At 71.1% G+C, this 14214-nt stretch carries 9 protein-coding genes; 3 read left to right on the forward strand and 6 right to left on the reverse strand.

Annotated elements, in window-relative coordinates; translation table 11 throughout:
- Positions 1-148: 148 nt before the first annotated feature.
- Complete coding sequence (locus ACWEK3_RS27195) at positions 149-3475, reverse strand: S8 family serine peptidase (protein ID WP_453250791.1); 3327 nt, start codon at positions 3473-3475, stop codon at positions 149-151.
- Positions 3476-3792: 317 nt separating this feature from the next.
- On the opposite strand from ACWEK3_RS27195, the gene ACWEK3_RS27200 reads away from it, so the two are divergent.
- Positions 3793-4239 carry an NUDIX hydrolase gene (locus tag ACWEK3_RS27200; RefSeq protein ID WP_453250792.1) on the forward strand — a complete coding sequence of 149 codons (447 nt, stop codon included), beginning with the start codon at positions 3793-3795 and terminating at the stop codon, positions 4237-4239.
- Positions 4240-4747: 508 nt separating this feature from the next.
- Here ACWEK3_RS27200 and ACWEK3_RS27205 read toward each other — a convergent pair.
- On the reverse strand, positions 4748-5809 hold the full coding sequence (locus tag ACWEK3_RS27205) for a hypothetical protein (protein WP_453250793.1): 1062 nt from the start codon (positions 5807-5809) through the stop codon (positions 4748-4750).
- Between the two features lie 203 nt (positions 5810-6012).
- A complete protein-coding gene (gene pepN, locus ACWEK3_RS27210; protein ID WP_450546984.1) occupies positions 6013-8628 on the reverse strand; it encodes an aminopeptidase N in 2616 nt (871 codons plus the stop codon).
- Positions 8629-8763: 135 nt separating this feature from the next.
- On the opposite strand from pepN, the gene ACWEK3_RS27215 reads away from it, so the two are divergent.
- Positions 8764-9438: a mycothiol-dependent nitroreductase Rv2466c family protein gene (locus tag ACWEK3_RS27215; protein WP_450546985.1), complete on the forward strand. Its 675-nt coding sequence runs from the start codon at positions 8764-8766 to the stop codon at positions 9436-9438.
- A gap of 9 nt (positions 9439-9447) precedes the next feature.
- On the opposite strand, the gene ACWEK3_RS27220 is transcribed toward ACWEK3_RS27215, so the two are convergent.
- Together ACWEK3_RS27220 and ACWEK3_RS27225 are read right to left on the reverse strand one after the other, a co-directional pair.
- Positions 9448-9669, reverse strand: coding sequence for a hypothetical protein (locus ACWEK3_RS27220; RefSeq protein ID WP_390723910.1), 222 nt, complete (start codon positions 9667-9669; stop codon positions 9448-9450).
- A 254-nt stretch (positions 9670-9923) separates the two neighbouring features.
- Complete coding sequence (locus tag ACWEK3_RS27225) at positions 9924-11345, reverse strand: amino acid permease (RefSeq protein WP_450546986.1); 1422 nt, start codon at positions 11343-11345, stop codon at positions 9924-9926.
- Between the two features lie 406 nt (positions 11346-11751).
- Here ACWEK3_RS27225 and ACWEK3_RS27230 point away from each other — a divergent pair, with 406 nt between their 5' ends.
- On the forward strand, positions 11752-12333 hold the full coding sequence (locus ACWEK3_RS27230) for a biotin transporter BioY (RefSeq protein ID WP_450546987.1): 582 nt from the start codon (positions 11752-11754) through the stop codon (positions 12331-12333).
- Between the two features lie 220 nt (positions 12334-12553).
- On the opposite strand, the gene ACWEK3_RS27235 is transcribed toward ACWEK3_RS27230, so the two are convergent.
- A complete protein-coding gene (locus ACWEK3_RS27235; protein WP_450546988.1) occupies positions 12554-14029 on the reverse strand; it encodes an amino acid permease in 1476 nt (491 codons plus the stop codon).
- Positions 14030-14214: the final 185 nt, after the last annotated feature.

Here is a 14214-nt window from a genome sequence, read left to right on the forward strand (position 1 = left end):
CGGGTCCGTCTGTCCAATCATTGCCCACGGAGTGGGACGGCGCGGGACGGAGTGCGACGGCCCGGTGGGCGGGCTCCGCCGGAAACGCAAGGGGCGGGCTCCGAGTGGAGCCCGCCCCGCCGTCACGTACCGGAGGTGGAGACCGCCGTTACGGGACGACCTTGCCGATCTTCACGCTGCCGAGGCCCGCGGCGGTGCCGCGGGTGTTCAGCACCTGCACCTCGCCGAAGAACTCGCGGCCCGCGGGGGCCGGCTCGTTCGCGATGACGTCGGCGGAGATCTGCGCCGTGCCGTTCGGGGCGAGGGTGAACACCTTCGCCTCGTCGACCTTGACCGAGCCGAGCGCCGCCGAGTAGTACACGTCCCGGTAGTCGTAGGCCGTGGTGCCGGCCGGCACCGAGTAGGCGTCGATCAGGATGGTGTACGTGCCCGCGGCGGGCTTGGCGATGGAGACGGACTCCTCCGAGCCGCCCGCGGCCGAGTAGGCGACGCGCGTGCCGGCGGCGTTGTACACGAACAGGTCCAGGTCGGCCCCGGCGTCCGAGACGTTGCCGATGGCCACGTCCAGGCGCTCGGCACCGGCGGGGACGACGACCGTCCTGGTGTGGGTGTCATGGTTGGCGATGGTCGGCCGGTCCGTCTTCGACGATCCCAGCGAGCCGCCCTTCAGCTTGGCGTCCAGCCCGGCGAGCTTGTTCGTCAGCGTCCAGGACACGGGGGCCGGCGTACCGGCCTTCGCCTCGTCGACCGTCTGCACCGCGGGGCTGAAGTCCAGCCCGTAGACCGCCGCGTTCAGCGTGTACGGGTTGTCGAGCAGCGGCGAGGTACGACGCGACTCGACCTCGATCTCCCAGACTCCCGGCATCGGCTTGGCGTACGAACGCACGTCCGGACGGCAGGTGTTGGCCGGGTTGTTGTAGTTCGGGTAGCAGTTGGGCGTCGAGGTGGGGTCCACCGGGGTGCCGTAGGGGTGGATCGCGATGAAGCGGGTCTGGCTGCCGTCCTTGAGACCGCTCATCGAGACCTCGAGGGTCTTCGCGCCCTCCGGGACCGTCACAAAGTACGACGTGGTGCTGTTGCGCTGCGCCACACCCGACACCGAGTAGGTGTAGGACGGCTTGGCGATCTCCGTGGAGACCACGACGGTCAGCATGATCTGCTTGTCCACGCCCTCGGTGCGGCGGTCGTCGACCTCGAGGATCGCGCTGTGCACACCGGCGGAGGCGGGACGGGCCTCGATCTTGACCGTCACCGGCTTGTTCAGCGGCAGCGAGACCTCGTCGTCGCCGAGGATCCTGAAGGTGCCGTCGTCGTTCTTCAGGCTCAGCTTGTGCTTGACCGAACCGGCCGGGCCCGTCGTGCGGGTGACCTGGACGTCGTAGGTCTTCTTCTGGCCCTTCTTCAGGCCGCCCTCACGGTCGTACAGGCCGGTGCCGAAGTCGGGCGTCTTGAGCGCCCAGGACAGCGAGGTGGTGACCGGGGCCTTGACCGCGTACTCGTGCGCCGAGGCGCCCTGCTCGATCGACTTCCAGGCCTTGACGATGTCCATCAGGCCGGCGCCCTCGCTGTGCGGCTGCTCGCCCTTGATGTGCTTGGCGGTCGAGGTCAGCGCGGTGCGGAGCGTGGCCGGGGTCAGGTCGATGCGCTTCTGCTTGGCCGCCGACAGCAGCAGCGCGGACGCGCCGGCCGCCTGCGGGGACGCCATCGAGGTGCCCTGGAGCATCGAGTAGCCGGCCGGCAGCGAGTAGCCGGCCTCGGCGACCGGGCCGCCGGGCAGCCAGGTCTGGGTGGTGTTGATGGCCGCGCCGGGCGCCGAGATGATCGGCGTGAAGCCGCCGTCCTCACGCGGACCGCGCGAGGAGAACGGCATCATGGCGTACGACTTGTCCACCACGGAGCCGTAGTTGGCCGCCCAGGTCTCCTTGGAGATGGTCGCGCCGACCGAGATGACCTTGTCGGCGAGGCTGGGGTCGCCGATGGTGTTCAGGCCCGGGCCGCTGTTGCCCGCCGAGATGACGAGCTGCACGCCGTAGGTGTCGATGAGCCGCGTGTAGAGCTGCGCGCGGGCGTTGTTGCCGTCGTTGAGCGCCGGCAGGCCGCCGATGGACATGTTGACGATGTCCACGCCGCGGTTGACGACGAGGTCGATCATGCCCTCGGTGAGCGCGACGTTGGTGCAGCTGCCGCTCCAGGTGCAGGCCCGGGAGGAGACGATCTTCGCGCCCGGGGCCGCGCCGTTCATCTTGCCGCCGAACAGGCTGTTGGCGGCGGTGATGCCGGCGACGTGCGTGCCGTGCTCGGACTCGATGACGCCGATGTTGACGAAGTCGGCCTTCTTGCCGATCCAGGACCCGCCGTAGGGGTCCATCGCCACGTCCTTGCGGACCTCCACGACGAACGGCACGCGCAGGTCGGCGCCGGTCGCCGGGTCCTTCTTGTCCTGGCCGAAGTAGCCGACCTGGTAGCCGTCCTTGTACGGCTTCATCGGAACGTCGTCCGTGAAGTCGTTGTTGTTGTTCAGGTCGACGCGGACGGTGCCGTTCGCCGGGTCGTACAGGACGCCCCACACGCTGGCGGTCCCGCCGTCGCGGTCCAGGTCGCCGTTGGCGTCGCCGCCCTTGGTCGCGGACTCGCTGAAGGTGTTGAACAGGAAGGTGCCGGCCGGCGTCTTCCAGGTCTTGCCGCCCGAGGTGAACTGGGGGCCCGTGACGCTGGCGGTCATCGGGCGCCAGGTGCCGTCGCTGTCGACGATCGGGTCGGTGGCGGTGACCCAGTCGACGATCTTGCGCTCGCCGGTGGTGGTCTTCTGGAGCGCCGGGTGGCCGAGGTCCACGCCGGAGTCGAGGATGCCGATGGTGACGCCCCGGCCGTCCGCCTTCGGGTTCTTCTGCACGAAGTCGACGGCGCCCGTCTCGAAGGACGGGTTGTACGGGTTCTCGGCGGGGGTGTTCTTGTCCGGCGCCGGATAGGTGCCCTTGTCCTGCCCCTTGCTCGTGTCCTTGCCCTGGGGGGCGTCCGCCTCGGGCCTCGGGTCGTCGAGCGGGATGTCCTGCTTGAGGTCGATGGCCTGCACGGAGGACAGCTTCGCGGCGGCGGCGATCGCCGAGTCCGCCTTGTCCGTCGGCACGGTGGCGCGGACGTAGCCGAGCTTGTCGTAGGTGCGGCCCACGGCGCCGCCGTCGACCGCGTCCAGCTGCTTGGCGACCTGAGCGGTCTGCCCCGGCTCGGTCGCGATCATCATGGTGACGTTCTTGGCGCCCTCGGCCTTGGCCTCGGCGAGCAGTTCGGCGTCGGCCGAACCGAGTTTGTCGCCCGCCGGCTTGACGGTCGGGTCGGTGGCCGCGGGGCCGTCCTGGGCGACGGCCATGGGTATCGGGCCGGCCACGGAGAGCGCGGCCACCACGCCGGCGGCCATGGCGATGCGGGCCAGGCGTCTCGCGCCCGTGAGCGGTGCGCGCTGGGGGTCGGGGGTCATCGGCATCCCTTGCAGGTAAAGGAACCAAGCGAGGTGCGATCGGGGTCGATCGCGATCGTCCGGATTTCGGAGTCGGATGATCGCTCAGCTTTACCCAAAGGAAAGATGTTTGACGAGACTTGGTCCTGGCGGGATGGAAGCATGGCGTACTTCCGCCATGCGTCACGAGGGGCATAGGGGTCCAAACCATGGCGCTTTCCCCGGCATCGCCGGAGGGCAACCACACCTGCCGCAAGGGGCGTTCATCCGGCCGCGCGCTGGGCCCCGTCCTTGCCGATTCACGCCGGACAGCCCTCTTCCTGCCGTAACGTCCACCCATGGACAAGGAGTTGAGGGTGGCGGCCTACGCCGTGTGTGTGCGGGACGGACGGCTGCTGCTGGCCCGCTGGGTGGCGGGCGACGGCGCCCGGCGGTGGACCCTGCCCGGCGGTGGCATGGAGCACGGCGAGGACCCCTACGACACCGTCGTGCGCGAGGCCGAGGAGGAGACCGGCTACACCGTCGAACCGGTCGCCCTCCTGGGCCTGGACTCCGTCCGCCGCAACTACCCGCGCCCCCTGGGCACCCACGCCGACTTCCACGGCCTGCGCATCCTCTACGAGGGCCGTGTCACCGGCGGCGAACTGCGCCACGAGACGGGCGGCTCCACGGACCGAGCCGCCTGGCACCCCCTGGACGCGGTACCCGCACTGCCCCGCGTCGGCCTGGTCGACGTGGGCCTGCACCTATGGCACAACCGCCCACCCACGGGAAACCCCACCTGACAACACCCGGCTGCCGACCCCCGGCCGACCGCGCCGGGTTGTCCGTGCCGGGCCGAGCGCGGCACCGGCCCGCCTGCCTCTCCGCGCCCGCCGAGCACGGCACCGGCCCGCGTCCGCGCGCCGGTGTCCGGCTGAGCGCGGCACCGGCCCGTGTCCGGCTGCCCGTGCCCGGTCGAGCGCGACACCGGTCCGCGTCTGCCTGTCGCCCCCCGGCCTACCGCGCGGGCCTGTCCGCGCCGAGCGCGGCGCCGGCTCGCGCCTGCCTGCGTCGGGCCCAGCGTGGCCCCCCGCCCGCTGTCTGTGCCTGGTCGACCGCGTCTGCCTGTCCGTGCCGGGCCGAGCGTGGCGCCGGTCCGCGTCGACCTGTGGGCCCTCGGTCGACGGTGACATCCGTCAGCGCCGCCCTGTTCGCCCCCGGCCGGTACGCCTTGTGGCGTGCGAGGAGGGGCCGCCGGGGCGTGGCCCGGTGGCCCCTCCTCTCCTGACGTGTCCGTCCGGCGCCCGGGTGCTACCGGGGGAGTGCCACCACGTGTGCGGCCGGGGCGCGGTCGGTGGCTGCCATCAGGGCGGTGCGGACGATGGTCGCCTGCTGGTCCGGGGACTCCCGCAGCTTCCGGGGGGTGACGTGGACGACCGTGATGCCCAGCCGCTCCAGGTGCTCGCGCTTGCGGGCGTACTCGGAGTGCCGGGTCTCGTCGTCCGGCCGGCCGCCGTGGCGGGGGGTGCGAGTGTCCAGCTCCAGGGCGACCGCCTGCTCCGGCCAGTACGCGTCCACGCCGCCGAGACGGGGGCCGCCCGGCAGCCGCAGGTCCACGTTCCAGACCGGGTCCGGCAGCCCGTGCTCGCGCACCATCCGGTACAGCCGGTCCTCCGCGAGCGCCCGCCCCTCGGCCAGCAGCAGGCCCACCGCGTCCACCACGTGCGGCCGGCCCAGCAGCCCGGCCCCGGTCAGTTCGCGGACCACGGCGGACGGTTCGCAGTACCCGCCGCGCACCGCCTCCGTCAGCAGCCGCCGTACCGTGCCCGCGTCGGACAGACCGGCCACCGCGTCCGCCAGGGCGCGCGGCACCGGGGCCACCGGCAGACCCGTGACCGCCTCGGCGGCGGGCAGGCCGGCCGCCCGGACGATCCGCGCCCAGCCGGCCGAGCGCAGCCGCCGGCCGCGCTCCACCAGGACGTCGATCTTCTCCAGGGCCGGCAGGCCGGGCGACGTGGCGAAGCCGTGCAGGGTGAGCGCCGCCAGGCCGGTGACCATCACCTCCGCGTACACCGGGCGGTGCGGATCCTGGGCGCTCGGCTGCGTCGGCACCCCGGCGGCCGCGTGCGGAAGCGGTCCGCGCTCCGCGTACAGGAGCGCCGCGTGCAGCCGCTCCTCACTGGTCGGTGGGCCCGGATGCAGCAGGAACACGCCCGGCAGGAGCTGTTGCCAGGGTCCTCCGGCGCGGCACCGCACGGCCGCCTCGGCCGCCGGCACTCCGTGCTCGCGCAGCTGAGCGGTGGTCAGGATCCGGCGCGGCGCCTCTGCGAGGTGGTGCAAGGGGCGGGGGGAGAGCGGGGTTTCGTGGTTCATGTCCGGCACGTTTCCCGCTTCGCGACCGGCCCGTAACCGCTGTTACACGCCCGTTGGCAAACCTGGACAAGCCCGCCCTAAAGGACGGTTGTTCGGATGCCGAAAACCCCTGGTCCCCTCATGGGTGGACCAGGGGTTACGGCGAGCCGGGCACGCATCGTGTAACAGTTACGGCGTGCCCGACCCCTGGCCAGAACTACGGGTCAGCCGGCGGACGTTCCGGCCGCCGCGTCGCACGCCTGTCCGCGCAGCGCCCGTGCCAGGTCGTCCCGGGCCTCCAGCACCAGGCGGCGCAGCGCGGGAGCGGCTCCCTCGTGCGCGGCGAGCCACGCGTCGGTCGCCTCCAGGGTCTCCGGCGAGTCCTGCAACGCCGGGAACAGCCCCCGTACGACGTCCATGCCGATCTGGATGGACCGCTCGGTCCACACCCGCTCGATCGCCTCGAAGTACCTCGGCGTGTACGGCGCGAGCAGCTCCCGCTGGGAGGCCTGCCCGAAGCCCGCGATCGTCGCCTCCACCAGCGCGTTCGACAGCGCGTCCGAGTCGACCACCTGCTCCCAGGCCCCCGCCTTGACGGCGGCCGAGGGCCGCGCGGCCAGGCAGCGCACCTGGTGCCGCTTGCCGGAGGCGGTGTCGTCCCGGGCGAGTTCGGCGGCCAGCACCTTCTCGTCCGCCACCCCGTGCGCCGCCAGCGGCTCCAGGAACGCCCAGCGCAGCTCCTGGTCGACCTCCAGGCCGGCGATCTCCTCCGTGCCGTCCAGCAGGCCCTTCAGCAGCTCCAGGTCGTCCGGCGCCGAGGCCGCCGTGGCGAAGAACCGCGCCCACGCGAGCTGGTGCTCGCTGCCCGGCTCGGCCTGCCGCAGCTCGGCCAGGGCGCCCTCGGCCAGCGCCCGCCCGCCGGTCTCCCGCCATTGCGGCGCCGCGTAGTGCACCAGCGCGGACTCCGCCCAGGCGTGCAGCATCTGGAGCACGCCGATGTCGGTCTCACGGCCGGCGAAGCGCAGCACCAGGCCCACGAAGTCCCGCGCCGGCAGCAGCGCGTCCCGGGTCAGGTTCCACAGCGCCGACCAGCACAGCGCGCGGGCCAGCGGATCCGTCAGGCCGCCCAGGTGCTCCCGCAGGGTCGCCAGCGAGGTCTCGTCGAAGCGGATCTTGCAGTAGGTCAGGTCGTCGTCGTTGACCAGCACCAGATCGGGCGCGTCCGCACCCGCCAGCTCGGACACCACCGTACGGGCGCCGGCCACGTCGGTCTCGGCGCGCGCGTACCGCTCCAGCGCCCCCACCTGGGACCGCTGGTACAGACCCACCGCCACCCGGTGCGGGCGCAGCTCCCCACGCGGCGCAGCCGCATGAGCGGATGCAGCCGACTCGGCGGCCTCCTGCACCACGGCCAGCTCCTCGATCCGGCCGTCGGCGCCCAGCACCACCTGCGGGGTCAGCGAGTTGACCCCGGCCGTCTGGAGCCACGACCGCGCCCACGTGCCCATGTCCCGGCCGCTGGTCTCCTCCAGCACCGCGAGCAGGTCGCCCAGCCGGGTGTTGCCGTAGGCGTGCCGCTTGAAGTAGCGCCGCGCGCCCTCCAGGAACGCGTCCTGGCCGACGTACGCCACCAGCTGCTTGAGCACCGAGGCGCCCTTGGCGTAGGTGATGCCGTCGAAGTTCAGCTTGGCGTCCTGGAGGTCGCGGATGTCCGCGGTGACCGGATGCGTGGAGGGCAGCTGGTCCGCGCGGTACGCCCAGGCCTTGCGGCGGTTGGCGAAGGTGATCCAGCCGTCCGTGAAGCGGGTCGCGCCGACCAGCGAGAACGAGCCCATGAAGTCGGCGAAGGACTCCTTCAGCCACAGGTCGTCCCACCACTCCATGGTGACCAGGTCGCCGAACCACATGTGCGCCATCTCGTGCAGGATCACATTGGCCCGGGCCTCGTAGGAGGCCTGCGTGACCTTCCCGCGGAAGATGTACTCCTCCCGGAAGGTGACCATGCCCGGGTTCTCCATCGCGCCGAGGTTGTACTCGGGCACGAACGCCTGGTCGTACTTGCCGAACGGGTACGGGTAGTCGAAGTGGTCGTGGAAGAAGTCCAGGCCCTGCTTGGTGACCAGGAAGACGTCCTCGGCGTCGAAGTGCTTGGCGAGCCCCTTGCGGCACAGCGCGCCCAGCGGGATCTCCAGCCGCGTACCGTCCTCGAACACGCGCTCGTAGGAGTCCGTCACCTGGTGGTACGGGCCCGCGACCACGCAGGTGATGTACGTCGAGATCGGCTTGGTCTCGGCGAACCGCCACACCCCGTCCTGCCGCTCACCGACCCCGTTGCTCCACACCGTCCAGTCCTCCGGCGCCCGCACCTCGAAGCGGAACGGCGCCTTCAGGTCGGGCTGCTCGAAGTTGGCGAAGACCCGGCGGGAGTCGGCGGGCTCGTACTGCGTGTAGAGGTAGACCTCGCCGTCCTCCGGGTCGACGAAGCGGTGCAGTCCCTCACCGGTGCGCGAGTAGGCGCACTGCGCGTCCACGACGAGCTCGTTGTCGGCGGCCAGGTCCTCCAGGAGGATCCGGGAGCCGTCGAAGACCTCGCTGGGGTCGAGGTCCCTGCCGTTGAGCGAGACGGCGGTGACGCTCGGCGCGAGCAGGTCGGCGAAGCTCGACGCGCCCGGCTCGTTGCAGCGGAACCGGATCGTCGTCACGGACCGGAACGTCCGCGGACCGTCCCCGGTGTCCTCGCCCACCGCGGACCGCACGTCCAGGGACACCTCGTACGCGTCGACGGACAGCAGGGCGGCCCGCTCCCGGGCCTCGTCGCGGGACAGATTCTCACCGGGCACGGGCGGCACTCCCTCGGATGGTTTCACGATGTGGACAGCACCGATCCTGCCATGCGGGTTTGCCGCGCGGCAGCCGGGAATGCCGCGCACGACCGTCGATGTTGGCAGTTCAACGACCCCTTACCGAGGAGAGCCATGTCCGAGACCGCCTCCGCCGCGACCCCGTCGTCCGGCAAGACTCCCGTCGACTTCTGGTTCGACCCGCTGTGTCCCTGGGCCTGGATCACGTCCCGGTGGGTGCTGGAAGTGGAGAAGGTGCGGGACATCGAGGTCCGCTGGCACATCATGAGCCTCGCGGTGCTCAACGAGCCGAGGCTGGACGAACTGCCCGAGGAATACCGGGAGCTGCTGACCACCAAGGCGTGGGGGCCGGTACGGGTGGTCACCGCGGCCTGGCAGAAGCACGGCCACGACGTCCTCGGCCCGCTCTACACCGCGCTCGGCACCCGCTTCCACAACCGCGGCGAGGGCCCCACCCGCGAGGCCGTCGTCGCCGCGCTCGACGAGGTGGGCCTGCCCGCCGACCTGATCGACTACGCCGACCAGGAGAACTTCGAGTTCGACGCCGAACTGCGCGCCTCGCACAAGGAGGGCATCGAGAAGGTCGGCCAGGACGTCGGCACCCCGGTCATCGCGGTCCCCGGCCCGGACGGCGAGCAGATCGCCTTCTTCGGCCCGGTCGTCACCCCCACCCCCAAGGGCGAGCAGGCCGCCCGGCTCTGGGACGGAACCCTCGCGGTCGCCTCCGTCCCCGGCTTCTACGAGATCAAGCGCACCCGCACGGTGGGACCGGACTTCAGCAACCTCTGACCCGGCCGGTCAGCGGAAGCTCTCGGGGAGGCTGAAGCCCTTCGCCTGGGTCCAGCGCGGCTGGACCCACAGGCAGCGTCCCTTGGGGCTCTGGCTCTCGCACCGCCACCAGCCGTGGCCGTCCCGCACTCCGCGGGCCTCGTTGATGTGCTTCGCCTCGGCCGGGCCCACCTTGCCGAAGGGGTGCAACTTCTTCTCGGGGCAGTTGGGGCAGTGGATGTAGTCGGGCATGCGCGCCTCCGGTCCGGTCGTCGGATCGCTGTACGATTCGCCGGAATTGGGATCATAAGGGCGCGGGTGCCGTGCCGCGAGCCCGGAACCGGTCCTGCCGGGGGCGGAACCGGCCCTGCCAGGGCCGCATCCGAACGCAAAGCCCCCGCGAGTCAGGTTCTCGCGGGGGCTTACTTCTTTCCGCCTGCCGGGTGAAGGGTGACGGGTGAGGGGTGAGCAGACGGTCACGACGCCGGGCGGCGTTCCGGGGTGCGTCAGCTCCGGGCGCGCCCGCGCTGCCGGATGTACCCGGCCGCCGCCAGGAACAGTGTCATGGCGCCCGTCGAGTACAGCTGCACCCGCGTGCCGGACTCGCCGGCCATCAGGACGAAGACCGCCGCCATACCGGCCAGGGCCACCCAGGTCAGCCATGGGAACGCCCACATCCGGACCACCAGCTTCTCCGGCGCCTCCTGCTCCAGCGTGCGGCGCAGCCGCAGTTGCGAGACGGCGATGAAGATCCAGACGACGAGGATCACCGCGCCGATCATGTTCAGCAGCCAGGGGAAGACGTCGTTGGGCCGCCAGTAGCTCAGCAGAACGCAGACGAAACCGAAGACGGAGCTGGCCAGCACCGCGGTCCGCGGCACCCCGCCGGACACCTTCGCCAGCGCCTTCGGGCCCTGACCGCGCTCGACCAGCGAGTACGCGATGCGCGAGGAGCCGTAGATGTTGGCGTTCATCGCGCTCAGCAGCGCGACCAGCACCACCACGTTCATCAGCTGACCGGCCCCCGGGATCCCGAGGTGGTCCAGCGCGGCGACGTACGGGCCCTTCCCGACGACCTCCTCGGAGTCCCAGGGGACGAGCGTGACGATCACCGCCATGGAGCCGACGTAGAACAGCGCGATGCGCCACATCGCCGTACGCACGGCGCTCGCCACTCCGCGCACCGGGTTCTCCGACTCGGCCGCCGCGATGGTGACCGTCTCCAGGCCGCCGTAGGCGAAGACCGACGCGAGCAGGCCGATGACCAGGCCGTGGCCGCCGTGCGGCAGGAAGTCGGTGAGGTTCGAGGCGCCCGGGGAGTCCGTGCCGGGCAGCACGCCCGCGACGGCCAGCACACCGAGGACCAGGAACAGGGCGATCGCGCCGACCTTCAGCGCGGCGAACCAGAACTCGAACTCGCCGAAGTTCTTCACCGCGGCCAGGTTCGTGCCGCAGAACACCACCATGAACAGCGCCACCCACACCCACTCCGGCGTGCCCGGCAGCCAGCCGGTGACGATCTTCGCGGCGCCCATGCCCTCCAGGCCGACCGCGGTGCACAGCAGCACCCAGAACGACCAGCCCGCGGTGAAACCGGCCCATGGACCGAACGCCCGCTCGGCGTGCGCGGAGAACGAGCCCGACGACGGGTACGCGGCCGACATCTCGCCCAGCATCCGCATGACCAGCATCACGAGCGCGCCGGACAGGGCGTAGGCGACGACGATCGAGGGGCCGGCGGCGGCGATGCCCGCGCCGGAGCCGACGAAGAGGCCGGCGCCGATCACACCGCCGAGGGCGATCATCGACAGATGGCGCTGCTTCAGGCCGTGGGACAGGGAGACGTCGTCCGCCCGCGGGGGCGTCGACGGGGGTCCCCCCTGCTCCGGCGAAGCCGAGAGATGGGGGGAGGTGGTGTCGCTTGGCATGGGGAGGCCCGTCCGGTGGGGGGCAGATGCGAAAACGCCCACAGTCTGGGCGGCCGCTCCACCGCGACGGAGCGCCCGCTCACCATCCGGACGCGCTCTGTGCGCAGAGTGAGACGGTGATTACCCGCGCGGGCCGTCGCGGCCGGTGCGCGGCGCGCGGCACCGCCCATGATCCAGCCGTCGAGCCGTTTGGTGGGACCCTACAGTCGCCGTGCTCTCGGCCTGAGTGGCGGAAACCGCGCCACCTCAGTGACAGGCGTCACGTCCCGCCGGGTGTACGGCGTTTCCTTTGTGTGAAACCGACCAAGCGTCCGTTCACCCCTTGTCGAGCGCCGACGGTGATCGCCGCGCCGCCGCTGGGATAGCGTCACGCTGTCCCGAACTGTCCTCACTCCGCGGAGTCCCCATGAGTACCGCTGCCGCCACCCCCGCCCGTACCGGGGTCGTCCTCGCCGACCTGCTGCCCACGTCCCGTGTCCGGGACGTGGCCCTCGTGGTGGGCGGCGCCGCGCTCACCGGACTCGCCGCCCAGATCGCGGTGCCCGTCCCGCACTCCCCGGTGCCGGTGACCGGTCAGACCTTCGCGGCGCTGCTCGTGGGCACCACGCTGGGCGCCGGCCGCGGTTTCCTCGCCCTCGCGCTGTACGCGCTCGCGGGCGCGGCGGGCGTGCCGTGGTTCGCGGGCGGCGCCTCGGGCGCGGGCTCCGTCTCCTTCGGCTACGTTCTCGGCATGCTGCTCGCAGCCACCGTCGTGGGCGCCCTGGCCCGCCGCGGCGGGGACCGCAACGTCTGGCGCACGGCCGTCACGATGGTGCTGGGCCAGGCGATCATCTACGCGGTCGGCGTGCCCTACCTGGCCCTGGCCACCGGCATGTCGGCGTCCGCCGCGCTCGCCGCCGGCCTCACCCCGTTCCTGATCGGCGACGTCCTCAAGGCCGCCCTGGCGATGGGCCTGCTGCCCAGCGCCTGGAAGCTGGCCGGGAAGTGACCGACCGCTTCGCGATGCCGTAGTTCCCTCCGGTACTGGCGAAAGGTTCCCGCCGGTACTCGCGAAAGCCCGCGAGAATCCCGCGGACATCCCGCGGAAATCCCGCGAAATCTTGTGAAAGAGGCCCGCCGCGTCGCCCTGCGACGTCCCCCGGCGGGCCTCTTTCGCGTTCCGGACCGTCAGGCCTGACCGCGCCTGCCGGGCCCTGCCGTGACCGTCGTCAGCCGGCCGCGACCTTGTCCGTCTCCTCGGCGGCCGGGGCCGCGACCGCCGTACGGCCGCTCCCGAGCCTCTGCTTGACGAAGGAGATCACCAGCACGATCGCCGCGACCAGCAGCGACAGCAGCACGGTCTCGCGGCCGTCGTGCTCGGTGTCGGTCAGCATGTAGCCGAAGACGAAGACGATCAGCGCGGCCGCCGCCCACGTCAGATACGGGTACAGCCACATCTTCACGACCAGCTTCTCCGGCGCCTCCCGCTGGATGATCTTCCGCATCCGCAGCTGCGAGAAGCAGATCACCAGCCAGACGAACAGGGCGACCGCGCCGGAGGAGTTGACGAGGAAGAGGAATACGGAGTCCGGGAACCTGTAGTTGAAGAACACGGCCACGAAGCCGAACACGACCGACGAGACGATCGCGGCCATCGGCACACCGCGGCGGGTGGTCCGTGCGAACGCCTTCGGCGCGTCCCCGCGCTCGCCGAGCGAGAAGGCCATCCGGGAGGCGGTGTAGAGGCCGGAGTTGAGGCAGGAAAGCACCGACGTCAGCACGATGAAGTTCATGATCTGACCGGCGTGCGGGATACCGAGGGAGTCGAGGGCGGCCACGTAGGAGCCCTTCTCGGTGATCGCCTTGTCGTTCCAGGGGAGCAGGGCGACCACGACGAAGACGGAGCCGAGGTAGAAGACGCCGATACGCCAGATGATGCTGTTGGTCGACTTGGTGACGGCGCGCTGCGGGTCCTCCGACTCGCCCGCCGCGAGGGTGGCGATCTCACTGCCCATGAAGGAGAAGACGACGAGCAGTACACCGGTCAGGATGGCGCCGGGACCGTGGGGCAGGAACCCGCCGTGGTCGGTGAGGTTGCCGAGCCCCGCCTTGTCGCTGTGTACGCCGGGCAGTGCGCCGAAGATGGCCAGCCCGCCGACGACGATGAACGCGGCGATCGCCACGACCTTGATCCCGGCGAACCAGAACTCGAACTCGCCGTAGGAGCCGACGGAGACGAGGTTGGTGGCGGTCAGCACGACCATGACGATGAGAGCCCAGCCCCACTGGGGCACGGCCGGCACCCAGCCGGAGAGGATCTTGGCGCCCGCCGTCGCCTCCACGGCCAGCACGACGACCCAGAAGAACCAGTACAGCCAGCCGATGGAGAACCCGGCCCAGCCGCCGAGCGCCCGGTCGGCGTGCGCGGAGAAGGAACCGGAGGTGGGGTTGGCGGCGGACATCTCGCCGAGCATGCGCATCACGAGGACGACGAGCGTGCCGACGAGGGCGTAGGAGAGGAGGATGCCCGGTCCGGCGGTGGCGATGGCCGAGCTGGAACCGACGAAGAGACCGGCGCCGATGACACCGCCGATGGCGATCATCGACAGATGGCGGTTCTTGAGCCCGGCCTGGAGCCCCGAACCGTGGCCCTCGGGGTTCGTATGGCCGCTTCCGGTCTCCGACAGGGTCGGCTGCGAAGTCATGGGGGGAATTCCTTTGCTCGGGTGGAGCGGTCTCCCGTACGAGCGGTGTACGGGATGCTCCAGTGAAACGGAGGCATTGGAATCCGTGAACCTTCGAAATGTAATTGTTACCTGAGGTTTCTTTGAGCTTTGAAAGATTAGCCACATTCTTCTGGCGGATGTGATAGTGCACGTGACCCGGCGCT

It is taken from the genome of Streptomyces sp. NPDC004721, from assembly GCF_053601495.1.

Bases quoted from the DNA above. Each gene is read 5' to 3' on its own strand.
- ACWEK3_RS27205 (WP_453250793.1), bottom strand. From the start codon at position 5,809: ATGAACCACGAAACCCCGCTCTCCCCCCGCCCCTTGCACCACCTCGCA.
- ACWEK3_RS27230 (WP_450546987.1), top strand. From the start codon at position 11,752: ATGAGTACCGCTGCCGCCACCCCCGCCCGTACCGGGGTCGTCCTCGCC.
- ACWEK3_RS27200 (WP_453250792.1), top strand. From the start codon at position 3,793: ATGGACAAGGAGTTGAGGGTGGCGGCCTACGCCGTGTGTGTGCGGGAC.
- ACWEK3_RS27220 (WP_390723910.1), bottom strand. From the start codon at position 9,669: ATGCCCGACTACATCCACTGCCCCAACTGCCCCGAGAAGAAGTTGCAC.
- ACWEK3_RS27225 (WP_450546986.1), bottom strand. From the start codon at position 11,345: ATGCCAAGCGACACCACCTCCCCCCATCTCTCGGCTTCGCCGGAGCAG.
- ACWEK3_RS27215 (WP_450546985.1), top strand. From the start codon at position 8,764: ATGTCCGAGACCGCCTCCGCCGCGACCCCGTCGTCCGGCAAGACTCCC.
- ACWEK3_RS27195 (WP_453250791.1), bottom strand. From the start codon at position 3,475: ATGACCCCCGACCCCCAGCGCGCACCGCTCACGGGCGCGAGACGCCTG.
- ACWEK3_RS27235 (WP_450546988.1), bottom strand. From the start codon at position 14,029: ATGACTTCGCAGCCGACCCTGTCGGAGACCGGAAGCGGCCATACGAAC.